This window comes from Flavobacterium kayseriense (assembly GCF_014305095.1).
In the GTDB taxonomy this organism is placed as follows: Bacteria; Bacteroidota; Bacteroidia; order Flavobacteriales; family Flavobacteriaceae; genus Flavobacterium; species Flavobacterium kayseriense.
The window spans coordinates 305,370-327,517 of sequence record NZ_JACRUI010000002.1; the positions used below are offsets into that span (position 1 = coordinate 305,370).

General features: G+C 33.3%; 23 protein-coding genes, 1 tRNA gene and 1 other RNA gene. 14 read left to right on the forward strand and 11 right to left on the reverse strand.

Translation table 11 applies throughout. The annotated features are described in order from the left end of the window. The first annotated feature begins 98 nt into the window (after positions 1–98). Positions 99–734: a DUF2306 domain-containing protein gene (locus H8R22_RS07705; RefSeq protein WP_187009879.1), complete on the forward strand. Its 636-nt coding sequence runs from the start codon at positions 99–101 to the stop codon at positions 732–734. Positions 735–974: 240 nt separating this feature from the next. Continuing rightward, the gene (locus H8R22_RS07710) at positions 975–1,676 is read left to right on the forward strand and encodes a DUF2971 domain-containing protein (protein ID WP_187009880.1); all 702 of its coding nucleotides are present in this window, start codon (positions 975–977) and stop codon (positions 1,674–1,676) included. A 65-nt stretch (positions 1,677–1,741) separates the two neighbouring features. Here H8R22_RS07710 and H8R22_RS07715 read toward each other — a convergent pair whose 3' ends face one another. The 3 genes from H8R22_RS07715 to H8R22_RS07725 all read right to left on the reverse strand — a co-directional run bounded on the left by H8R22_RS07715 (position 1,742) and on the right by H8R22_RS07725 (position 6,760). Then, positions 1,742–2,464, reverse strand: coding sequence for a CREC-EF hand family protein (locus H8R22_RS07715; protein ID WP_187009881.1), 723 nt, complete (start codon positions 2,462–2,464; stop codon positions 1,742–1,744). 114 nt (positions 2,465–2,578) lie between these two features. Beyond that, entirely contained in the window at positions 2,579–5,005 is a 2,427-nt protein-coding gene (locus tag H8R22_RS07720) for a TonB-dependent receptor (RefSeq protein WP_187009882.1), read from the reverse strand. 57 nt (positions 5,006–5,062) lie between these two features. Continuing rightward, positions 5,063–6,760, reverse strand: a complete 1,698-nt coding sequence (locus tag H8R22_RS07725) for a M23 family metallopeptidase (protein WP_187009883.1) — start codon at positions 6,758–6,760, stop codon at positions 5,063–5,065. Between the two features lie 180 nt (positions 6,761–6,940). On the opposite strand from H8R22_RS07725, the gene H8R22_RS07730 reads away from it, so the two are divergent. The 4 genes from H8R22_RS07730 to rny all read left to right on the forward strand — a co-directional run bounded on the left by H8R22_RS07730 (position 6,941) and on the right by rny (position 9,302). Then, on the forward strand, positions 6,941–7,231 hold the full coding sequence (locus H8R22_RS07730) for a hypothetical protein (RefSeq protein ID WP_187009884.1): 291 nt from the start codon (positions 6,941–6,943) through the stop codon (positions 7,229–7,231). Positions 7,232–7,238: 7 nt separating this feature from the next. Beyond that, complete coding sequence (locus H8R22_RS07735; protein ID WP_187009885.1) at positions 7,239–7,532, forward strand: cell division protein ZapA; 294 nt, start codon at positions 7,239–7,241, stop codon at positions 7,530–7,532. A gap of 52 nt (positions 7,533–7,584) precedes the next feature. Then, a non-coding RNA gene (gene ssrS, locus H8R22_RS07740) (6S RNA) lies at positions 7,585–7,691 on the forward strand. A 48-nt stretch (positions 7,692–7,739) separates the two neighbouring features. After that, positions 7,740–9,302, forward strand: coding sequence for a ribonuclease Y (gene rny, locus H8R22_RS07745; RefSeq protein ID WP_187009886.1), 1,563 nt, complete (start codon positions 7,740–7,742; stop codon positions 9,300–9,302). A 73-nt stretch (positions 9,303–9,375) separates the two neighbouring features. Here rny and xerD read toward each other — a convergent pair whose 3' ends face one another. Both xerD and H8R22_RS07755 read right to left on the reverse strand, forming a co-directional pair. Further along, positions 9,376–10,284 carry a site-specific tyrosine recombinase XerD gene (xerD, locus tag H8R22_RS07750; RefSeq protein WP_187009887.1) on the reverse strand — a complete coding sequence of 303 codons (909 nt, stop codon included), beginning with the start codon at positions 10,282–10,284 and terminating at the stop codon, positions 9,376–9,378. An 80-nt stretch (positions 10,285–10,364) separates the two neighbouring features. Beyond that, the gene (locus H8R22_RS07755) at positions 10,365–10,958 is read right to left on the reverse strand and encodes an outer membrane beta-barrel protein (protein ID WP_187009888.1); all 594 of its coding nucleotides are present in this window, start codon (positions 10,956–10,958) and stop codon (positions 10,365–10,367) included. A gap of 381 nt (positions 10,959–11,339) precedes the next feature. On the opposite strand from H8R22_RS07755, the gene H8R22_RS07760 reads away from it, so the two are divergent. Then, on the forward strand, positions 11,340–11,903 hold the full coding sequence (locus H8R22_RS07760; protein WP_187009889.1) for a porin family protein: 564 nt from the start codon (positions 11,340–11,342) through the stop codon (positions 11,901–11,903). A 71-nt stretch (positions 11,904–11,974) separates the two neighbouring features. Beyond that, positions 11,975–12,388 carry a type II 3-dehydroquinate dehydratase gene (gene aroQ / locus H8R22_RS07765; RefSeq protein WP_187009890.1) on the forward strand — a complete coding sequence of 138 codons (414 nt, stop codon included), beginning with the start codon at positions 11,975–11,977 and terminating at the stop codon, positions 12,386–12,388. 58 nt (positions 12,389–12,446) lie between these two features. On the opposite strand, the gene H8R22_RS07770 is transcribed toward aroQ, so the two are convergent. The 4 genes from H8R22_RS07770 to H8R22_RS07785 all read right to left on the reverse strand — a co-directional run bounded on the left by H8R22_RS07770 (position 12,447) and on the right by H8R22_RS07785 (position 15,792). Continuing rightward, positions 12,447–13,319 (reverse strand): cation diffusion facilitator family transporter, encoded by an 873-nt coding sequence (locus tag H8R22_RS07770; RefSeq protein WP_187009891.1) that lies wholly within the window; start codon positions 13,317–13,319, stop codon positions 12,447–12,449. Continuing rightward, positions 13,312–14,625 carry a UDP-N-acetylglucosamine 1-carboxyvinyltransferase gene (murA, locus tag H8R22_RS07775; protein ID WP_187009892.1) on the reverse strand — a complete coding sequence of 438 codons (1,314 nt, stop codon included), beginning with the start codon at positions 14,623–14,625 and terminating at the stop codon, positions 13,312–13,314. The genes H8R22_RS07770 and murA overlap by 8 nt, the downstream gene beginning before the upstream one ends. Positions 14,626–14,709: 84 nt before the next feature. After that, complete coding sequence (locus H8R22_RS07780) at positions 14,710–15,423, reverse strand: DUF4290 domain-containing protein (RefSeq protein WP_187009893.1); 714 nt, start codon at positions 15,421–15,423, stop codon at positions 14,710–14,712. 84 nt (positions 15,424–15,507) lie between these two features. Beyond that, positions 15,508–15,792, reverse strand: coding sequence for a DUF493 family protein (locus H8R22_RS07785; RefSeq protein WP_187009894.1), 285 nt, complete (start codon positions 15,790–15,792; stop codon positions 15,508–15,510). A 146-nt stretch (positions 15,793–15,938) separates the two neighbouring features. On the opposite strand from H8R22_RS07785, the gene H8R22_RS07790 reads away from it, so the two are divergent. The 5 genes from H8R22_RS07790 to H8R22_RS07810 all read left to right on the forward strand — a co-directional run bounded on the left by H8R22_RS07790 (position 15,939) and on the right by H8R22_RS07810 (position 20,534). Then, positions 15,939–16,478, forward strand: a complete 540-nt coding sequence (locus tag H8R22_RS07790; protein ID WP_187009895.1) for an AAA family ATPase — start codon at positions 15,939–15,941, stop codon at positions 16,476–16,478. Positions 16,479–16,548: 70 nt separating this feature from the next. Next, entirely contained in the window at positions 16,549–18,444 is a 1,896-nt protein-coding gene (locus H8R22_RS07795) for a RecQ family ATP-dependent DNA helicase (RefSeq protein WP_187009896.1), read from the forward strand. Continuing rightward, the gene (gene fmt / locus H8R22_RS07800; RefSeq protein ID WP_187009897.1) at positions 18,444–19,391 is read left to right on the forward strand and encodes a methionyl-tRNA formyltransferase; all 948 of its coding nucleotides are present in this window, start codon (positions 18,444–18,446) and stop codon (positions 19,389–19,391) included. The genes H8R22_RS07795 and fmt overlap by 1 nt, the downstream gene beginning before the upstream one ends. A gap of 177 nt (positions 19,392–19,568) precedes the next feature. Then, on the forward strand, positions 19,569–19,841 hold the full coding sequence (locus tag H8R22_RS07805) for an HU family DNA-binding protein (protein ID WP_187009898.1): 273 nt from the start codon (positions 19,569–19,571) through the stop codon (positions 19,839–19,841). Positions 19,842–19,973: 132 nt separating this feature from the next. Beyond that, positions 19,974–20,534, forward strand: a complete 561-nt coding sequence (locus tag H8R22_RS07810; RefSeq protein ID WP_187009899.1) for a YqgE/AlgH family protein — start codon at positions 19,974–19,976, stop codon at positions 20,532–20,534. Here the strand turns inward: H8R22_RS07810 and H8R22_RS07815 are convergent. Both H8R22_RS07815 and H8R22_RS07820 read right to left on the reverse strand, forming a co-directional pair. Next, positions 20,531–21,370 (reverse strand): aminotransferase class IV, encoded by an 840-nt coding sequence (locus H8R22_RS07815; RefSeq protein WP_187009900.1) that lies wholly within the window; start codon positions 21,368–21,370, stop codon positions 20,531–20,533. The genes H8R22_RS07810 and H8R22_RS07815 overlap by 4 nt on opposite strands. Before the next feature lie 55 nt (positions 21,371–21,425). After that, the gene (locus tag H8R22_RS07820; RefSeq protein WP_187009901.1) at positions 21,426–21,818 is read right to left on the reverse strand and encodes an START-like domain-containing protein; all 393 of its coding nucleotides are present in this window, start codon (positions 21,816–21,818) and stop codon (positions 21,426–21,428) included. 152 nt (positions 21,819–21,970) lie between these two features. Between H8R22_RS07820 and H8R22_RS07825 the strand changes: the two genes are divergently transcribed. Then, positions 21,971–22,044: transfer RNA gene (locus H8R22_RS07825), tRNA-Met, on the forward strand. The last annotated feature ends 104 nt before the right edge of the window (positions 22,045–22,148 follow it).

Here is a 22,148-nt window from a genome sequence, read left to right on the forward strand (position 1 = left end):
ATTGAGTAGGCAAAAAGAACACTTTGGTATTAAATAAAAAACAGGTTGAGTGATATATAATATATTTACTCAACCTTTTTTAATAAAAATCAAATAACTTGAATTTTAAACTTATTTTATTACTGCACATCGTTTTCGGATCTACTGGACTACTTTTAGGTACCTTTATCTTAAGTCGAAAAAAAGGCGATCGCTTACACAAAAATCTCGGCAAAATCTTTACAGTAGCAATGGTAGGCACCGGACTTGCCGCCTTTTATCTTTCCTATGTACATCCCAACCTTTTTTTATTTATCGTTGGCATTTTTACCTTTTATCTTTCCGTATCTGGATATCGTATGATACAATTAAAACAGGCACACATGGGTCAGAAACCAAAAATAGGTGACACAATCTTGACCGCATTAATGTTTGCCTCTTCCCTACTTTTTTTCTTTATTACTTACAAATACGCCGTACAAAAACAACTTTTTGGAATCGTTTTTTTCCTTTTTGGAGTGCTAAGTTTTCGCATGTGCTACATAGATTACAAAGGGTACACCAATAAAGTTACTGATACATTATACGGATTAAAAAATCATATCGGGAGAATGACTGGTTCTTACATTGCTGCTTTTACAGCTTTCCTAGTAGTAAACAACACTTTTTTACCGCCAATAGTAGCATGGAGTTTACCTGGACTTATTGGAGGTCTTTTTATTAGTAGAACGATTCGTAAGTTTAACAAGCAATAAATCCTAAAACAAATATGATGCAGAATGATAGCATAAAACAAGACTATGAAGCACACAACAAAAACTCTTGATCTACCTTAGAAAACTTCAGACAATCTAAAAATGAATTACTGAGCGACTATAACAGTACAATGCAAACGCATATTAAAGTCAAAAAAAGAGCAAATTTAGTATTGATTATAATTTAAATTGCTGAACTTTACCTGTACCCTTTAATATGACACTACCAATTTATTTTCTATGTACATCAGTAATACGAACATTACACTTCCAAAAGATCCAAATACTATTGTTTGGAAATACCTAGACTTATCTAAATTTTTAGATTTGTTGATGTCTAAAAAATTATTTATGTCACGGTCCGACAAATTTGAGGATCAGTATGAAGGTACTTTTAGCGAACCTACTTTTGAAGAAATAAGAAAGCTTTCAATAGACAATCCTGATTTTTTGCACTATTATAAAACACACCGAGAGAAAGTGGCAATAAGTAGCTGGCATATCAACGAATACGAATCGTTTGCTATGTGGCAAATATTTACTCAAAATAGTGAAGGGCTAGCCATACAATCTACTATTGGCCGTTTACAAAAGGCAGTAGAGCCCGAGCAAAATTTTAGGCAATATATCGGGGAAGTGAACTATATCGACTATAAAAAAGAATACATCCCGTTTGACGACATGTTTTTTCCTTTTCTCTTTAAACGAAAAAGCTTTCAATACGAACGCGAAGTTCGAATCATTACTGATGTTGCTGACACCACGTTGACATTAAATGATGGTTTAAAAATCAATGTTGAAATTGACCATTTAATCGAGAGAATATATATTCATCCTAAATCAGAGAATTGGTACAAAAACTTAGTCATCGAATTAGTTGAAAAATTGGGATTCGACTTTATAATTGAAAAATCAGATTTAGAAAGCGATATCTTAATTTAAGATCAATCTTATTAGACAACTATTCCAACAATTACAAAACTAGTTTTAATGATCCTGAAGGATCACTATATCGGATCATAACTTGCCGCAGTCCATTCACCACTTGCAAGATTAACATAGTTGTAATGCACCACATCATTTTTATCAAACTGCCCGTTTTTATTAGTATCTTCTACGGTTCTAAAATACAAGCGACTGTTTGATTCTATTAAATTCCAATCAATTAACTCCTGAAAATCTGCTGATATTTTTGTGAATTTTCTTCCACTGATATCACTTAAATATAAAGATTTTATATCGCTTGTATCTAATTTACCATCCCTATTAGTATCAACGTCATACATCGTATATACCATTATTTGTTTTTTGTTTCTATTTGAAACTGAGGCAAGGTAGGTGGCTGTTAGAATTAGAGCAGGCTTATCTGTCAGACTACGTATGGAGTCCGAATCTGTTTTTTGAAATTTTAAGTTTTGTAAATAACCCGTGATTTCATCCTCTCCATAATTAGAGATAGTAAAACTAACGTCAATAACACTCGAAGATCCATATCTTGATTTTGCTCCTCGCTCATACACTCTTAAATCTCCAACTGGATGAATCAAGTAATCCGTACCTTCCATCTGAATGGGAAGATCAGAAATAGATATTTGTGCAGAATCAACCTTACCAACTGCTTTTACTTTATTTGCTGCATCATATATTACTCTAGGTTTCTCAACTTCTTCCTTGCAACTCACAAATAATAAAACTGCGGTACTTAGCAAGGCGATATGTAATTTCTTCATATGATTTAAATATTTAAATATTTCCAAATGTAATCAATTTTAAAAACTCCTTCTTTATTTCACCTCAATTTATCAACTTAAATTAGTGTTTAACCTAAAAATAAGTGAATATATTTAAAGCCTTGCATTCAATTTAATATTAAAAACACGTCTTGTCATATAATTAGGAATCGCATATTCGTTTTTAGAGTAAACATCTCGAACCCATGTATTGGTTATTGCATTTTGATTATTAAAAAGATTAAAAATCTCTAGACCTATGGCTAGTTCTTTGCAATTACCTAACCATTTATTTTTAGCCAATCCTGAACTATTATCAATTAAAACTTTGGAAAAACCAACATCTACCCTGCGGTAATCATTGAGTCTGTTTTGGTACAAATAAGGATTTGCATATGCTGGTGAACCTCCTGGAATTCCCGTGTTGTAAACCAAATTCAAATAGACTTTCATAGTAGGAATGTTAGGCATATAATCTTGAAATAGTATACCAAATTTTAAACGTTGATCAGTCGGGCGAGCGATATAGCCCTGATCGGAACTATTTTCCTCTGTGTTTAAGTAACCAAAACTAAACCATGATTCTGTACCTGGAACAAATTCTCCGTTCAGTCTTAGATCTAGACCTTGGGCATAGGCTTTTGCATCGTTAGTAGCCGCATATCGTATTCTAACATTATCTATTGTGTAGGTATTAACATTAGTCAACGACTTATAGTAAAGCTCTGAAACTAATTTAAATGGCCTGTTCCAGATTTTAAAACTATAGTCGTTAGCAAAAACAAAGTGAATTGATTGTTGGGCTTTTACATTTGGCTGTACTTGTCCACTAGCAGCTCTCAGCTCCCTATAAAAAGGAGGCTGATGATATAATCCTCCTGAAATTCTAAAAACCATATCATTTTCCCAATCAGGTTTTAAAGCAAATTGCGCCCGAGGACTAATCGTGAACTGTGATTTACCTATTGTAGTCGCTCCAACAACTTCCCAATTATGAACTCGGATTCCAGCGTTATACCAAACATCAGCAGCTCCTATTTTATCTCGTCTACTCCATTGTGCGTAACCTGAAAATCTATTTATGGTATTAAAGTTCTTAGCACGAACAGATTGATACGGAACTAAAGGACCTTCATAAATAGTATAGGGCTCGTCTTTTGTTGCTAAATCGATTCGAGGTGGGTTTATGGAGAAACCTGCTGAATCAATTACTTCCCATTCCACTATTCGATCTCTTATCGACTCACGCGTGTATTTCGCACCCCATTCGACTACATTCTTTTTCCAATCTAAAAAACCTTTAACTTCTGCATTAACAATGAGTGCGTCTAAATCGTTTCTAGCATGGTTAAATTGAGAACCAATTCCTTTAGTAAATGAAACATTCCCATACGTTTCAGAACCAATAGTAACATCTACATCACCCAAACGATATTGTGCCAATATATCAAAATACTCTTGTTCTAGCGTATGAAAAACCGAACCTATAAATTTTAAAGTAAAGATATCTGATACTTTAAATATTGATTTTAATGCTCCAAAATAAGTATTATACTTATCTTTTTCCTCCCCCTCATAAAAGACAGATAAAGCCATAGGCATATCGATAGTACCAAACTTAGTGACACGCGTCAAAGGAGCGTAATCGTATTTATTTTGAGAAATATTTCCTAAAAAACCCCATTGCCATCTCGCCGAAGCTTGATAATTTATATTCGTTTGAACATCTACAAAGGACGGTGTGTAATTTGTTTGGGTATCTTGGCTATTCACCAACAAACTATTATTTCGATACCGTACACCAGTAATTGCAGACCACTTTTTATTTCTAGAAACGGCATCTACAGCAAGGCTTCCACCTAGAAAACTAGCTTCAAATGTTGCTCCAAATTGTGTGGGATTACGATAGGTAATGTCTAAAACTGAAGATAATTTATCACCAAATTTAGCCTGAAATCCTCCTGCAGAAAAATCTACATTCAGCACTAAATCAGTATTAGTAAAACTTAATCCTTCTTGCTGCCCTGAACGAATTAAAAACGGTCGATAAATTTCGATTTCGTTTACATATACTAAGTTCTCGTCATAATTACCACCACGAACTGCATATTGTGTACTCAACTCATTATTCGCATTTACGCCTGCTAGTGTTCTTAAAATATTTTCAATCCCGGGATTAGCTCCTGGTATTGTCCTAATTATAGCAGGATCAATGCTTGTCAAGCCCTGCACTGACCGTCTGTTGTTCCCGTTTACAACAACTTCTCCTATTTGCTCAGTCTGGTCATTCATCACTAAATTAAACTCATAATTCTCATTCGCTTGAAGCAAAATAGTAACTGTAGCTTTTTTTAATGAGACATGCGTAAAAACCAACGTAGTCTTTTGGTCAGCTGGTACTTTGATAATGTAAAATCCATTCTCATTGGAGGTAACGCTTTGGGTGCCACAAGAGACATTCACCCCATCTACAGGACGATTCACTTTATCTAGAATAATACCTTTAACGGTTCCTGTTTGAGCTGTAGATACCAAACTCATGACAAATAAAAAACAAACAAAAATTCTCTTTTTACAGCTCAAGCTCTTTATATATTTTTATTTTTGACTTCTAAAAAATTGCGTTTCAAAGGTAGTCGAGTTCCCTACGTTGTCTGTAACGACAAGTTTCAAACTATTAGCACCTTCGGCTACAATACTATCATCAAAATTATGCGTAATTTTTTTTGTTTTGTGATCATGTTCAAATAAAATCCATTTACCATTTAGGTAACCATCATAACTTTTAATTCCTGATCCTGAATCTCCTATTGTAAACTGTACTGTTTTTTGTGAACTAATCCATTTCCCCTCAATTTGGCTAGTGATAGTAATAGATGGCGCAACTGTGTCTGAAGCTAGAGTGTACTTACCTAATTCACGAGTTCTTGTACTAAAAATATTTCCTTTTATAGTTGTGACATTATATCCTTTACGACCCGACTTATCTATATCAGCAATAAACATTTTTCCTTTTTGCGCTGCAGTATATTTATCACTCTCAATGGTTACGGTAAAATAACTATGAACAGGCACTGAATCATCATGCAAAAACAACACATCCCCTTTTACATCAAAATTCATATCGAAATCTTCGTAAAAAGTGCCAGCAGGAAAGAAAACTGACATATTATCTTTTGCAAAAATATTATCTTTATTAACCTTTACAAAATAATTTGAAGGAACAACTTCCTTATCCACAATTGAGGTAGCAGTATCATAAGTTATAGGAATTGACACCACTGTTTTGTTTCCATAAAAATCAGACAATTCAATTCTACAAATTGCAGATAAATTTGGCACAACAGTAACAACTCCATTTGTTTCATCCGTTTTTATAATACTTAACTTATAAGGGTTTGCCATAAATAACTTTTGTACTCTTTGATAGGTTTTTTTATATTTAGGATAATCAACTAAAGCATTAATATATCGCATATCATCAAAAGAATAGGTATCGAACTGATAACCAAAATTAGGTTTACCATTGATAAAAGACTGCACTTTATAGACTCCATTTTTATTAAATGAAACATTATCATAATCTACTGCACTTATACCAAATCCTATTTTACCATTTGCGACAACCTTATTAGCTAAATAAGTTCCATCTTTTTGTAAAACTAAGTTTAAAAGTAAAGGCCTTTTAGACTGATTCACGACCGTTTTAGCATCTATCGGATAGACATATACAGCTGAAAGCGTTGGCTTTTTAGAATCTTGACTGTATTTATCAAAACCAAACAACATTGGGTTGATAATTTTTTCTGTTTTGCTGTCGCGAAATTCAAAATGTAAATGTGGCCCTTCAGACGAACCTGTATTACCTGAGAATGCAATAACTTGCCCCTTTTTAATTACTAAATCCGTTGCTTTGGGAAACAACTCAATTTCATAGGATTGCTCTTTGTACTGTGCCTTTTTGATATATTCATCAATGACCCCATCAGCGTTCTTTAAATGACAATAAACCGTTGTATAACCGTTGGGGTGCGTTATATAAATCGCTTTTCCATTTCCAAAGGAAGAAATTTTAATTCTTGACACATAACCCTCACCTACAGAGTACACCTTTAAGCCCTCACGCTGTTGTGTTTTGAAATCAAAACCGGCATGAAAATGATTAGGCCTTAACTCTCCGAAATTACCAGATAACTGCATAGGAACATCTAGAGGAAATCCGAAATAATCCTTTGGATAGTTGATTTGAGCGTTTGTAAGCCCAGTAAAAACTAGAAAAAAAATAAAAAATCTCATAGTAATCATTTTTGCTAAGGTAAAAAAAGTATTTCGGTTTAGTTTACAAAATAGAACACAATTCCTAACACATTATTATGCAATACATTAGTTATTTTAAAATAAAAAAACCAATAAAATATTGTAATAATAAAAACTAATACTAAATTTGTAATATTAAGTAATGAATTAGGTACGATAATGAGTGTAATTGTAGAAATAATTGATACTCTTGAAAATAAAGTTGTAAAACTTATTCTAAAAATAAAAAATTTAGAAAAAAACAATCAAGGATTAAAAATCGAATTAACAAAATCTGCACAAATCATACAAGATCAGTCAAATGAAATTGAAGCGCTAAAATCGCAATATGAAACACTTAAAATTGCTAGTTCACTACTAGGCAGTGACGAAAACAAGAGAGATACAAAGCTTAAAATAAATTCATTAATTCGTGAAATTGATCACTGTATAGCACAGTTATCAGATTAGTATAAATATGGACGAAAAGCTTAAAATTAAAATATCAATTGCAGATCGAGTATACCCACTAACGGTAGAACTTAATCAAGAAGAAGGCTTACGAAGCGCTTCAAAGAAAATTGATGTGATGATGAAGCAATTTGAAGAAAACTATGCTGTTCGCGACAAACAAGATGTATTAGCCATGTGCGCGTTGCAATTTGCATCACAATCAGAGCAAAAACAAATTGACAATGCGATAAATGGAGAAGAAACCATTGAAAGAATTAAAAAAATCAATGCGCTTCTCGATCAATATCTCGACAATTAAACGTTCTTTACAAGAAACTAAGATACTGCCTACATTAGTTCACAATTGGTAAACTCAACACTAACAATTTAGAATGAGCGAATCATCGTTACTATAGCAAGCCAATTCAGTTTGGAAGCTTGAACAACGAGTTAGCTCAAAACTTGTCTTTTCGAGTTTATTCAAGCAATTAATGTAGGCTTTTTATATTTATAAATTTTAACAAACATGGACATATTAACGATCGTTATTTCAGGAATTATAGGAATTGCAGCAGGGTTTGCAATCGCAAAAATCATAGAGAAAAGCAATATTTCAAACTTAATTAAAAACGCTAAAAAAGAAGCATCATCGATTTTAAAAGATGCCAACTTAGAAGCTGAAAACATAAAAAAAGATAAAATTCTTCAAGCAAAAGAAAAATTCATTGAACTAAAGTCAGAGCACGAACAAGTGATTTTGACTAGAGACAAAAAAGTCGCTGAAGTTGAAAAAAGAATAAGAGATAAAGAATCTCAAATCTCTAATGAATTATCAAAAGCTAAGAAAGTAAATGATGACTTTGAAAGCAAAACGATAGAATACACCACAAAAATTGAAAGCTTAGATAAAAAACAAGCTGAAGTAGAAAAATTACATAAAAGTCAGTTGCAACAATTAGAAGTAATCTCAGGATTATCTGCTGAAGATGCAAAAGAACAGTTAGTGGAAGGCTTAAAAGCAGAAGCTAAAACTAAAGCAATGTCTCACATTCAAGATACTATTGAAGAGGCTAAGTTAACAGCGCAGCAAGAAGCAAAGAAAATCATCATTAATACAATTCAAAGAGTTGGAACAGAAGAAGCAGTAGAAAACTGTGTTTCTGTTTTCAATATTGAATCTGACGACGTTAAAGGTAGAATTATTGGACGTGAAGGAAGGAATATTAGAGCACTGGAAGCAGCTACAGGAGTAGAAATCATCGTAGATGATACCCCTGAAGCAATAATTCTTTCTTGTTTTGATCCCGTTCGTAGAGAGATTGCTCGTTTAGCCCTACACAAATTAGTAACTGACGGACGTATTCACCCAGCACGTATCGAAGAAGTTGTTGCGAAAACAGCAAAACAAATAGATGATGAGATTATCGAAGTTGGTAAACGTACTGTAATAGATTTAGGAATTCACGGTTTACACCCAGAATTAATCAAAGTAGTAGGTCGTATGAAGTACCGTTCTTCTTACGGACAAAATTTACTACAACACTCTCGTGAAGTATCGAAACTATGTGGTATCATGGCAGCAGAACTTGGTTTGAATGTAAAATTAGCTAAAAGAGCAGGTCTTTTACATGATATAGGAAAAGTACCAGATGCAGAAAGTGACTTACCTCACGCTTTATTAGGAATGCAGTGGGCTGAAAAATATGGTGAAAAAGAAGAGGTTTGCAATGCAATTGGAGCTCACCACGATGAAATTGAAATGAAATCACTGCTTTCACCAATCATTCAAGTTTGTGATGCTATATCAGGAGCTAGACCCGGAGCTAGAAGACAAGTATTAGACTCTTACATTCAACGTTTGAAAGATCTTGAAGAAGTTGCTTACGGATTTACTGGAGTGAAAAACGCATATGCTATTCAAGCAGGTAGAGAATTACGTGTTATTGTTGAAAGCGAGAAAGTATCTGATGATAATGCAGCCAATTTATCATTTGAAATTTCGCAAAAAATACAAACTGAAATGACTTACCCAGGTCAAGTGAAAGTAACTGTAATTAGAGAAACAAGAGCAGTAAACATTGCTAAATAAAAACTGCTTTACATTTATATCCATACAAAAACACTTCAATTATATTGAGGTGTTTTTTTTTTATGAAATTAAATCACATTTTCGTTTTCTTTCTAGGGTGAAAACTATGAATAACCTCCTTTAGAAATTTTCTATCTAAGTGCAAATAAATCTCAGTAGTAGTAATCGATTCATGACCTAACATTAACTGAATCGAACGAAGATCAGCACCATTTTCAAGTAGATGTGTCGCAAAGGAATGTCTAAAAGTGTGAGGACTTATATTTTTACTTAGATCAATCTTTATAGCTAAATTTTTAATAATAGTAAAAACCATTGCTCGCGTTAATTGCGCTCCCCTCCTATTTAAAAACAGCGTGTCGCCAAATTCTTTCTTCGCATTTACGTGAATGCGAACAGTATCCTTATATAGCTCAATATACCTTTGAGCCAACTCACCAATAGGTACAAAACGCTGTTTATCTCCTTTTCCTGTAATTTTTATAAAACCTTCGTCAAAAAATAAATCTGAAATTTTTAAAGCCACTAATTCAGATACACGTAAGCCACAGCCATACAACGTTTCTAACATAGCACGGTTTCGCTCCCCTTCATTGGAAGTTAGATCGATGGCAGCTATCAAAGCATCTATTTCTTCAATAGCTAATGTATCTGGTAATTTCCTCCCTGTTTTAGGAGATTCGATTAATTCTAAGGGATTATCCTCGCGATAGTCTTCGAAAATTAGATAATTAAAAAAACTTTTTAAACCAGAAATAATTCTTGCTTGTGAGCGCGCATTAACTTGATTAGATACTTCATAAATAAACTGTTGGACAGTTACATCATCTATAAGTATTGGAGAAACTGCAATAGCATTCTCTCTCAAATAAAGGCATAAACGATCGACATCAAAAGAATAATTTTCAATTGTATTCTTTGACATTCCTCTCTCTAATTTTAAATAGGACTGATAACTCTTTATATAGGACTTCCAACTCATACTACAAAGTAAGGCATTTTATATCCATAAAAAAACCTCTTCGATATTGAAGAGGTTTGAATTATTTAAGTAAGATTCTATTATTTACTCCATTTACCTCCACCAACATAAAATCCTAAGTGAACTCCTAAGTATGAGTTTGCAACCTCACCTTTACCATTACCATTAATATCTTGCAAAGTCGATTTTGGAACAAGATTATATTCTAAACCCATTCTAAATTTACCCCATTCAAAACCACCTCTTAAAAGACCACCAAATTTTCCTGAAGCGTCAATATTGTCCGTGGATGAACCGTTATTATCATCAAACTCTAAATTTGCAATACTATAGTAACCAGCACCACCACCAACGTAAGGAACAAAAGAAGACCCTCCCTTATTAAAATAGTAATCATAAGTACCAACATAAGAACCGTTAGCAGAGATCTTCGCAGTCGTATTGTTATTACCTGTATTGATATCGCGAGCCATCGCTGCTGCACCAATACGTAAACCAACATTCATATTATCTTTGATATTGTATTTTGGCTCTATCGAGAATAAAACACCACCACCACCATTTGATGGCACTGTATATCCTAAATCTAAACCAACTCTAAATCCACCTTCTTTTTGAGCATAGCCATTTGCCAAAGCAAATACAGCCGCAACTGTTAAAATAATTTTTTTCATGTTTGTTTTGTTTGTTTGTTCTATTTACTAAGGCAAATATAGCATCATTTTCTGACAGATTATTCGGTGAAAAAAAAGCACTTAAAAAGGACACACTAAACAACTTAATTACAATACATTAAATGCAAAAAAATCACTGTATTTAGTGATAACAATACTCATAAAATGAGGTAATAAAAAAAATATACAGCTAAATTTGTAGTTTACACTAATCATTTGGAAAAAATATCCAACTAAAACAAATTCAATAACTTTACTACTCAATTCGTTTTTATGCCCTTAGGTGTTAGTTGAAATATTACAATAAAAAATAAAAATTCTACAATAGTAAGCTACTGTAAAGTCTGTACCTTGCAACTAACAAAAATAAAAAATCACATCATGAAAAAAGTAATCTTAGCAGCCATTGCATTTTTTGCATTATCAGCCAATGTTGAAGCTCAATCAGTACGTCTAGGAATCAAGGGGGGTATTAACTACGCCAATCAAAACGGAACTAATATCACGGTAACTCCAACAAACTACGATTCAGAAGCTATCACTAGTTACCATGCAGGTTTAGTAGCCGAGGTTAAATTAACAAAAGGTTTTGCAATTCAGCCCGAACTTTTATATTCTACACAAGGAGCAAATTATAAAAACGGAGTTAATGAGTTCAAAAATGAGCTAGGGTATCTATCCATTCCAGTGGTAGCAAAAATCTATTTAAGTAACAGTTTAAGTTTAGAATTAGGTCCACAAGCTTCCTTTTTATTAAGTGAACGAGACAATGTAAATTTTAAGGATTCAGAGACTTTTGAATTTGCAGCTGTTGGAGGTCTTGGCCTTAACATCACAAAGAATCTATTTATTCAGGCGCGTTATGGTCTTGGTTTAACAGAAGCATCTAAGAATGCCGATATTAAAAACTCGACTTTTCAAGTATCTGCTGGAATCATGTTCTAAAAACTAAAAACAATCTTAAAAAACCGCTCTAATATTAGAGCGGTTTTTTTATTTTTACAAAAACATTCATTATGAAAATTTGCATTATAAACGGACCTAACCTTAATTTATTAGGCAAGAGAGAACCTGAAATATACGGAAGTTTAACATTTGAGGAATACTTCACCACGCTACAAATAGAAAACCCTACAATAGCATTTTCTTACTTTCAAAGTAATATTGAAGGAGAATTGATTGATAAAATTCAAGAAGTTGGTTTTACTTATGACGGAATAATTCTTAATGCAGGTGCTTACACACATACTTCAGTAGGAATTGGTGATGCAGTAAAAGCAATTACCACACCTATAGTCGAAGTACATATATCTAACACTTTTTCTAGAGAAAGTTTTAGACACCAATCTTATATTTCCGGAAATGCTAAAGGAGTTATTCTGGGTTTTGGTTTAAAAAGCTATGACTTAGCAATAAAATCATTTTTGTAATATCAAAATAAGTATCCTAAATAAAGTCAGCGCTATAAGCTGGCTTTTTTTTAGCTCCCTATTCATCATCTGGCTCTATATGAATTAGAATATGACCTAATTCATCTATTTGTTGATGCAAAGTATCCTTTAATCGATGTGATAGTTCATGCCCTTGCTTAACAGTGATAGCTGCGTTGACAATTGCGTGTAATTCTACATGATATTTCATACCCGATTTTCTAATAAAACATTTTTCGGTATCAACAATGCCTTCTACCTGTGTTGCCACGAATCGAATCGAGGCAATTAAATCATCGTACAGATGCTCGTCCATTATTTCGCCTAAGGCGGGTCTAAAAATTCTGTAACTATTATAAAAAATAAATCCAGAGGCAAACAGCGCAGCCCAATCATCCGCAGCTTCGAATCCTTTTCCCATAAGTAATGCAATGCCAATACCAACAAATGCCGCTACAGAAGTAATTGCATCACTCCTATGGTGCCAAGCATCTGCCTTTAGGGAGGAGCTATTTGTTTCGATACTTTTTTTCATGACTACTCGAAAGGAATATTCTTTCCATAAGATAATCGTCGCCAAAACATAAAGCGTCCATGATTTTGGTAAATCATGTGGTTTTTGAATATTGATAATACTTTCATATGCAATTACAGTAGCCGAGGTTATTAGAAAACCTACAACCAAAAAAGTAATCAATGGCTCTGCTCTACCATGACCGTAGGGGTGATTATCATCAGCAGGTCTATTTGAGTATTTAATTCCAAACAACACTAATAATGATGCAAAAATATCGGTCGTTGACTCAATAGCATCTGCGATTAAGGCATACGAATTGCCAAAAAAACCTGCTAAGCCCTTTATAATGGCCAAGCAGGTGTTTCCTATAATACTAAAATAAGTTGCCTTTACAGCTGATTCTTCTTTACTCAACACGAACGATATTTGCTCCAATGGCTCTTAAACGCTCATCAATTCTCTCATATCCGCGATCAATTTGTTCTATATTTTGTATCGTACTCGTTCCTTTAGCTGAAAGTGCTGCAATCAATAAAGAGATTCCTGCACGAATATCCGGTGAGGACATTGTTGTAGCTTTTAATTGAGATTGAAAATTATGTCCCATAACTACTGCTCTGTGTGGATCACATAACATAATTTTAGCTCCCATATCGATCAATTTGTCTACAAAAAACAAGCGACTTTCAAACATTTTTTGGTGTATCAATACATCTCCTTTAGCTTGTGTTGCAACCACTAAAACGATACTCAATAAATCAGGTGTAAAACCAGGCCAAGGCGCATCAGCAATAGTCAAAATAGAGCCATCAATATCAGTCTTTATCTCGTAGCCATTTTCATGAGAAGGGATGTAAATATCATCTCCTTTTCGCTCTAAAGTTATCCCTAGTTTTCTAAACGTATTTGGAATTATTCCTAAATTATCCCAACTTACATCCTTAATTGTAATTTCGCTTCTAGTCATTGCAGCCAAACCTATCCATGATCCTATTTCGATCATATCAGGTAAAATTCTGTGCTCACAACCTACAAGACTTTCTACACCTTCAATCGTTAACAAATTAGAACCAACACCGGTAATGTTAGCACCCATAGAGTTCAACATTTTACACAACTGCTGTAAGTAAGGTTCACAAGCTGCATTGTAAACAGTTGTTATTCCTTTAGCCAAAACGGCTGCCATCACAATATTAGCTGTTCCTGTAACCGACGCTTCGTCTAAAAGCATTGTGGCTCCAACCAAACCATTTTTGGCTTCAACACCATAAAAATGATCTTCTCTATTGTAACGAAACTTTGCTCCTAAATTGATAAAACCTTCAAAATGAGTATCCAATCTACGACGACCAATTTTATCACCACCTGGTTTTGGAATATATCCTTTACCAAATCGCGCTAATAAGGGACCTACAATCATGATAGATCCACGTAACGACCCACCCTCTTTCTTAAACGCTTCTGTTTCTAAATAGCCTACATTGATGTCATCAGCTTGAAAAGTATATGATCCTGGACCATTCTTCTGAATTTTCACACCGAGATTACCTAAAAGTGTAATTAATTTATTGATATCAATAATATCAGGAATATTGTTGATTATAACTTTTTCTGGAGTTAAAAGTACTGCACATAAAATCTGTAATGCTTCATTTTTTGCTCCCTGTGGAGTAATTTCTCCTTTTAGACGAATGCCTCCTTCTATTTTAAAAATTCCCATATTATAACATTAATATTATTGTAAGTTTTATTTCCAGCAACATTAAATCGTACTCTTTTATATGTAAAAACCTGTGATAGGTATTTACTGTTGTTTTTTAGAATACGTTTTTGCTTTTCCTGTTTTTATGTTTTTATTACTCTGAATCTTAGGTTGGCCTGGAGGAGTAATTTTGTTTGAAATTCGTTTATTAGTACGCAACAAATCTGTAGTGTTAATAAGCTCCTCTGTACTTTGACGCATGTCTAATTTCCCATCTGATAATTCAAACAAATGCTCGAATATCACATCATCTTTCACTGTGTCTTTATTCCAGCTCAAATAAGACTTTTTCATATGGTTAGCAATAACCTTAACCAAAGCGCTCTTCATATCACCATCATCCCACTTATTAGCAACATCAATCATATATTTGATGTTATTACCGTAGTACCTATATTTTGGGAAATTTTGAGGATAATTCAAAACATCAGGCTTAAGTTGCAAAACTTCTCTTGAAGGAATTGGATAAGGAGACTCTACATCTAATTTAAAATCAGACATAATAAAAAGCTGATCCCATAATTTGTGCTGAAAATCCAATACATCTCTTAAATGAGGATTAAGATTTCCCATTACTTGGATAATATATTTAGCTGCTTTATTGCGTTGCTCGCTATCCTCTATTGCTGTGGCTTGATCAATTAGCTTTTGCAAATGACGGCCGTACTCAGGTATGATTAAATGAGACCTTTCTGCATTGTATTCTAAATGATGAACAACATCATTAGCAATTTCTTTTGTATACTTTGAATTCATATTTGAATTTTTTTGAGGCTTTTGAACACAACTATTGATTTATACACTTAAGTAGTGCTTTTCAATTGTAAAACTATTCAAATATTAAAGAGAAACTATACCTTCTATTGTAGAAACTTCTTGGTATTTATCAACTATTTCTTGAGAATTTTTCATTTGAACATCAATAGATATACTAGTGAACTTTCCTGTTTTAGATTTAGTAGTTTTAATAACTGCTCCCATGCAATCAAATGCCAACTCAACTTTTTGAATATTTTCATCTGTTGTAGGAACAATAAATTTAAACAAATATAAAGCAGGCCAGGTATTGCTGTTATCCAACTCTACTTTCAATCTATCATAAAACTCTTCTGCTTTTTTATCCATTTTTCAATTAAAATTAAAGCAAAGATACGGTTTCAAATGATAATTATGAATTATGCATTATTAATTTTTACTAAAACCATTTTTAATACGTTTCATTTTTTCAATTTCCAATAAGTTTGAGTACTTTTGCGCCTTATTTCTAAAACGTGCAGAAAGAAGTCATTATAATTATAGGTGGACCCGGAACAGGGAAAAGTACTCTAATAGATGGATTAGTAGCAAAAGGTTTTTGTTGCTATCCAGAAATCTCAAGAGAAGTAACTTTAGAAGCGAAGAAACAAGGAATCGAACAGCTATTTCTTGAAAAACCGCTCTTATTTAGTGAACTATTACTTGAAGGTAGAAAAAAACAGTTTTTAGACGCTCAAAAAGAACCTCACAATGTGGTTTTTATAGATCGTGGAATTCCAGATGTACTTGCTTACATGCATTACATTGGGGATAGCTACCCTGCTTCATTTGATGCTATTTGTAGGGAATACCGGTATTCTAAAATTTTCATACTACCACCATGGGAAGAAATTTACGTTAGCGACGAAGCTCGTTATGAGAATTACGAGCAAGCAAAGCTAATCCAAAATCACCTTATCGAGACGTACGAAGGATATGAGTATGAACTAATAGAAGTTCCAAAAGATACTATTGATAACCGAATTCTTTTTATCTTAGATAAAATTTCGAACTAAAATCCTGTACCGTTTAGTAATAAACAAGATGGAATGTAGTTGAAAATTTGTAATTCAAATTCAAAAAAGAATGTCTGAGGCGTTACAAATTCTACAAAAATATTGGAAGCATGATTCGTTTAGATCCTTACAGCAGGAGATAATAGATTCTGTTTTAAGCGATCAAGATACCTTTGCTCTAATGCCTACTGGGGGTGGAAAATCTATCTGTTTTCAAGTTCCAGCCATGATGAAAGATGGAATTTGCTTGGTTATTTCTCCTTTGGTTGCCCTGATGAAGGACCAGGTAGCGAATTTGCAAAAGCGAAACATCAAAGCTATAGCGCTAACTGGAGGAATTCGATCTGAAGAGATGATTGATCTACTTGATAATTGCCAATTTGGGAACTACAAGTTCCTCTACTTATCACCAGAGCGTTTGCAGTCTGATTGGATTTTGGAACGGATTAAAAACCTTCCTATTAACTTAATAACTATTGATGAAGCACATTGTGTATCACAATGGGGACATGATTTTAGACCAGCCTATTTAAAAATTTCACATTTAAAATCTCATTTCCCTAAAATTCCTTTTTTAGCACTTACAGCAACTGCAACTTCAAGAGTAAAAGAAGATGTTATTTCACAACTAGGACTAGAGAGACCTCATTTGTTTCAGAAATCATTTGCAAGAAAAAACATTGCCTACATGGTTTTTGAAGTGGAAGATAAACTGCATCGCGTAGAACAAATTTTAAGAAAGAATCCGCAATCCTCTATAATATACGTAAGAAACAGAAAATCGTGTATCGAAATTTCATCTCAATTACAAAATCTTGGCTTTAAAGCAACTTATTATCACGGTGGATTAAGTACTAAAGTAAAAGAGAAGAACATGCAATTATGGATGCAAGATCAAGAACAGGTGATTGTTGCTACAAATGCATTTGGGATGGGGATTGATAAGGCTACCGTAAAGACGGTGATTCACCTTCAGCTTCCTGATAATATCGAAAACTATTACCAAGAAGCTGGTAGAGCAGGTAGAAACGAGGAAAAAGCATTTGCCGTACTTTTACATAGCCCGTCAGATAGCATACAAGCTGAAAATCAGTTTTTGAATATCTTACCCGATACAAAGTTTTTGAAGGAGATGTATATTAAATTGTGTAACCACTTTCGAATTGCCTACGGAGAAGGTATCGATGAGCAGTTTTATTTAAACACAAATAATTTTTGCTCTAAGTACAACTTTCCTATTCTAAAAACGTATAATGCCTTACAGTTTTTAGATCGTCAAGGAATCATAACACTTTCACAAGAATTTTCAGAAAAATTAAACTTACAATTTTTAATTCCGTCCAAGGAAGTCATTCGATACTCCAGTTTAAACCCTACTGCTGCAGAAATTATCTTAGTTATAATGCGAACCTATCCTGGTATTTATGAAATGCCAACTGCTTTTAATATTTCGCTAGTGGCAAAAAAATCGAATCAAACTGAAGACCAAGTTAATGACGTTTTACTTAAGCTTAAAGAAAAAAATATAGTTGACTACCACTCAAAAAACAATGACACTAAAATTATTTTTAATGAAATACGAGAAGATGACAGAACTATCAATAGAGTAGCAAAATATTTAGAAAACCAAAATCAGCTTAAGGCTGCACAACTTAAATCCGTTTTAAGTTATGTTAGCGACAAAACTCACTGTAAAAGCAAAATAATTCTAGACTATTTTGGTGAAAAAGCGACTGAAGATTGCGGTATTTGTTCCTACTGCATTTCTTCGAAAAAAAAGAAACTCAAAAAGCCTACAATCAACTTAGATATTCTAAATATTTTAGCAAAAGAAGATTTAACTTCGAGAGAAATTCAAAACAAGATTAACCACAAACAAGACGATATTCTCTTCGCTATTCAAGAATTACTAGAAAACGAAAGCATAAGCGTCAAGACCAATAATAAATATACAGTAAAAAAATAATGGAAAAATTACGAATAGTTTTCATGGGCACGCCAGAATTTGCCGTAGCCATTTTAGATAGCATCATAAAAAACAATTATGACGTAGTTGGTGTTATTACAGCCGCAGACAAACCTGCTGGTAGAGGTCAAAAATTAAAATACTCAGCTGTAAAGGAATATGCACTTGCTAATAATTTAAATTTATTGCAACCTACTACTCTAAAAGACGAAACATTTTTAGACACTTTAAAAGCGCTAAACGCCAACCTTCAAGTTGTGGTTGCTTTTAGAATGCTCCCTCAGGTGGTGTGGAGCATGCCAAAGCTGGGTACTTTTAATCTTCATGCGTCATTGTTACCAAATTATAGAGGCGCAGCGCCAATCAACTGGGCAATTATAAACGGAGAATCTACTACTGGTGTAACAACATTTTTTATAGATGATAAAATTGATACTGGTGCCATGATTCTAAATAGCGCATTAGACATTGATACTAATGAAAATGCAGGTCACCTACATGACCGCCTAATGAATCTAGGAAGTGAAACTGTCATTAAAACTTTAACACTTATTGAAGAAGATAAAGTAGAACTTACAGTACAAACTGAAAATCCAGACATAAAGACCGCTTACAAATTGAATAAAGAAAATTGCAAGATCGATTGGTCACAGTCAGCAACTACAGTACATAATTTAATTAGAGGATTAAGTCCCTATCCTGCAGCTTGGTGCTATTTCTCAGATAAAAATGAAGAGTGGAGTGTTAAAATATATGAATCTATTTTACTTCCAGAAGTACACAACATAGAAATAGGAACAATAGTTTCAACCAAAAAAGAGTTAAAAGTAGCAGTTAAGGATGGTTTTATACAATTAGTAAGCTTACAATTTCCTGGAAAAAAGAGAATGCTGATCGCAGAGCTGTTAAATGGTCTGACGTTTACTGCTGAAGCTAAAGCCTATTAAGTCCAACAATCACGGGCTTTTGCATTAAAACACTACAAAACGCCATGCATTTATGAACAATTAAAATAAGTTATCAACAAAAGAGGCTAAAATCCCCTAAATCACTTGCATGGTACTGTTTTCCTGCTAAATTTGTGTATTAACAATTTATTTAACCAACAATTAATAACTATTATTATGAACAAATCAGAATTAATCGATGCTATCGCGGCAGACGCAGGGATCACAAAAGCAGCTGCTAAATTGGCTTTAGAGTCGTTTTTAGGAAACGTTAGCGGAACTTTGAAGAAAGGTGGAAGAATATCTTTAGTAGGTTTTGGATCTTGGTCTGTATCAGCGAGAGCAGCGAGAGATGGTAGAAATCCTCAAACTGGAAAAACAATCCAAATTGCAGCAAAAAATGTTGTAAAATTTAAAGCTGGAGCAGAATTAGAAGGAGCTGTAAACTAATTACACCCATTTTATAATATCTTATTATAGCGAAAAGCCTTCTTCATTGAAGGTTTTTTTTTGCCTTTAATCGAAGAAATAGGTACTATTTTAATTTTTTTTCTTAAATTTAATAAAAAAATTACGGCAAACATGATTACAGAAACACTAATAAAAGGACAACTGCTTATTTCTGAGCCTTCTATAATTGGAGATTTATCATTTAATAGATCTGTAATTTTATTAGCAGATCACGATAAGGAGGGTTCAGTTGGCTTCATAATAAATAAGCCACTGAAGTACACAATTAATGATTTAATCCCTGAGGTTCGTGCAAGATTTAAAATTTACAACGGAGGTCCCGTAGAACAGGACAACCTTTATTTTATTCACAACATTCCGGATCTAATACCTAATAGTATCGAGATATCCAACGGTATATACTGGGGCGGTGATTTTGAGTCAACTAAAGAATTGATAAACAATGGTACCATACAAAAAGGAAATATTCGCTTTTTCTTGGGATATACTGGTTGGGGTGAAAATCAATTAGAGGCTGAAATGAATTCTAACTCTTGGATCGTTACTTCAAATAATTATAAAAATAAGATAATCGGTAAATCGGCTACACATTTCTGGAAAGAGCAAATAATGGAACTTGGAGGCGAATATTTAATTTGGTCTAATGCACCTGAAAATCCCTATTTGAATTAAACAGATTTAATCGACTCATTAAGCTTCGTTAACAATTCACTTGCAATATCATTTTTGAATTCCTTTTTCCTGTACTTTGTTATTGGCTGAATACCTTTAATAACATTGGTAACAAATAATTCATCTGCTTTTTGAAGATCAAAAGGAGAAATAATTTCTTCAACAACCTCAAGTCCTCCTATTTGTTTTGCTAAAGTCAAAACTTGTTTTCGCATTACACCATTTAAACAACCTTCAGCTACAGGCGGCGTTATTAACTTTTTTCCTATTACCATAAAAATATTACCTTGAATAGCTTCAACTACATTCTTACTATCGTTCAATAGCAAACAGTTGTCCAAACTATTTTCATAGGCATAAATACTCGCTGTAATGTTCAACATTCTGTTTGTGGTTTTTATAGACGACAAAAGTTGCTTAGTAACATAAAAGTCTTTAAACAAATCTACTTCATAGATCGATTTTTCAAAACTGTATAATTTATTTTCAGCTTTACTAGAGTGAATTAAATAGGACACCTCGTTTGTTACAGGTAGATAATATCCTCCATCATTTCTAAAAACAGTAATCCTAACTCTAGAAGAATCACTGCAACCATTATTTTTGACAAGGGACAACATTTGATCTTCTAAATATTCCATTGTAAAATTCATAGGAATCTCCATTCGAACTACACGCATTGAGGCCATTAATCTAAAATAATGATCTTCAAGAAAAAGAATTTTCCCATCGACAACCTTAACAGTTTCAAATACGGCATCTCCGTATAAAAAAGCACGATTTTGCGTCAATATATTTGTATCTTGTGTAACTGTAATCCCGTTGAAATTAATCATAAAAAAAGCCCTAAATTATATTTAGGGCAAAGGTAAGTTATAAAATACAATTTTACTAGACAGATCCTATCAGATGTTTTAAATCTGAGATTTGATTTTCCCATAACTGCGTAGCTTCTTCTACTTCATCTTTCTCAGCAAAATCTACGACCATTAGAGAAACATCCTTTGTCAACTCATCAACTAATATGTGTAATTCGAAAAAATATTCGGTGTCTTTATTATTGTTGTCCACCCATTTAAACTTCACCTTCTCTCCAGATTTTTTTGAAGCTAATCTTGCTTTTTCCTCTGAATCATTCCAGATGAAGGTAAAAAACTCGCCACGTGAATTCACATTATCAGCAAACCATTCTGAAAGCCCAGAAGGCGTTGAAATATATTGATATAACAATTGCGGTGAAGAATTGATTGGGAACTCTATTTCGTAGCGTATTTTTTGATCCATGAGTTGCATTAATTTTTTTCGAATATATAGAATATAATTACGAAAAAAAAACCTTTTTAAAAATATTTTTTTTTCTTTAAATATGCTTGCAAGATCATTTATAATTTTTATATTTGCACCCGCATTCAAGAGGATAACAAATGAATGATTTTGGCGAGGTAGCTCAGTCGGTTAGAGCGCAGGATTCATAACCCTGAGGTCACGAGTTCAAATCTCGTTCTCGCTACAAAAACAAACCCTTAAACATCAATTGTTTAAGGGTTTTTTATTGCAATTAACAGTAATGAATTACCGTACATTTTACTGAAAGCTTCAGTTCTCCGGCTTTCC

Bases quoted from the DNA above. Each gene is read 5' to 3' on its own strand.
- H8R22_RS07725 (WP_187009883.1), bottom strand. From the start codon at position 6,760: ATGAGATTTTTTATTTTTTTTCTAGTTTTTACTGGGCTTACAAACGCT.
- H8R22_RS07820 (WP_187009901.1), bottom strand. From the start codon at position 21,818: ATGGATCAAAAAATACGCTACGAAATAGAGTTCCCAATCAATTCTTCA.
- H8R22_RS07755 (WP_187009888.1), bottom strand. From the start codon at position 10,958: ATGAAAAAAATTATTTTAACAGTTGCGGCTGTATTTGCTTTGGCAAAT.
- H8R22_RS07815 (WP_187009900.1), bottom strand. From the start codon at position 21,370: ATGATTAATTTCAACGGGATTACAGTTACACAAGATACAAATATATTG.
- murA (WP_187009892.1), bottom strand. From the start codon at position 14,625: ATGGGAATTTTTAAAATAGAAGGAGGCATTCGTCTAAAAGGAGAAATT.
- H8R22_RS07710 (WP_187009880.1), top strand. From the start codon at position 975: ATGTACATCAGTAATACGAACATTACACTTCCAAAAGATCCAAATACT.
- H8R22_RS07720 (WP_187009882.1), bottom strand. From the start codon at position 5,005: ATGAGTTTGGTATCTACAGCTCAAACAGGAACCGTTAAAGGTATTATT.
- fmt (WP_187009897.1), top strand. From the start codon at position 18,444: ATGGAAAAATTACGAATAGTTTTCATGGGCACGCCAGAATTTGCCGTA.
- rny (WP_187009886.1), top strand. From the start codon at position 7,740: ATGGACATATTAACGATCGTTATTTCAGGAATTATAGGAATTGCAGCA.
- H8R22_RS07760 (WP_187009889.1), top strand. From the start codon at position 11,340: ATGAAAAAAGTAATCTTAGCAGCCATTGCATTTTTTGCATTATCAGCC.
- H8R22_RS07715 (WP_187009881.1), bottom strand. From the start codon at position 2,464: ATGAAGAAATTACATATCGCCTTGCTAAGTACCGCAGTTTTATTATTT.
- H8R22_RS07780 (WP_187009893.1), bottom strand. From the start codon at position 15,423: ATGAATTCAAAGTATACAAAAGAAATTGCTAATGATGTTGTTCATCAT.
- H8R22_RS07730 (WP_187009884.1), top strand. From the start codon at position 6,941: ATGAGTGTAATTGTAGAAATAATTGATACTCTTGAAAATAAAGTTGTA.
- H8R22_RS07785 (WP_187009894.1), bottom strand. From the start codon at position 15,792: ATGGATAAAAAAGCAGAAGAGTTTTATGATAGATTGAAAGTAGAGTTG.
- H8R22_RS07735 (WP_187009885.1), top strand. From the start codon at position 7,239: ATGGACGAAAAGCTTAAAATTAAAATATCAATTGCAGATCGAGTATAC.
- aroQ (WP_187009890.1), top strand. From the start codon at position 11,975: ATGAAAATTTGCATTATAAACGGACCTAACCTTAATTTATTAGGCAAG.
- xerD (WP_187009887.1), bottom strand. From the start codon at position 10,284: ATGAGTTGGAAGTCCTATATAAAGAGTTATCAGTCCTATTTAAAATTA.
- H8R22_RS07805 (WP_187009898.1), top strand. From the start codon at position 19,569: ATGAACAAATCAGAATTAATCGATGCTATCGCGGCAGACGCAGGGATC.
- H8R22_RS07795 (WP_187009896.1), top strand. From the start codon at position 16,549: ATGTCTGAGGCGTTACAAATTCTACAAAAATATTGGAAGCATGATTCG.
- H8R22_RS07810 (WP_187009899.1), top strand. From the start codon at position 19,974: ATGATTACAGAAACACTAATAAAAGGACAACTGCTTATTTCTGAGCCT.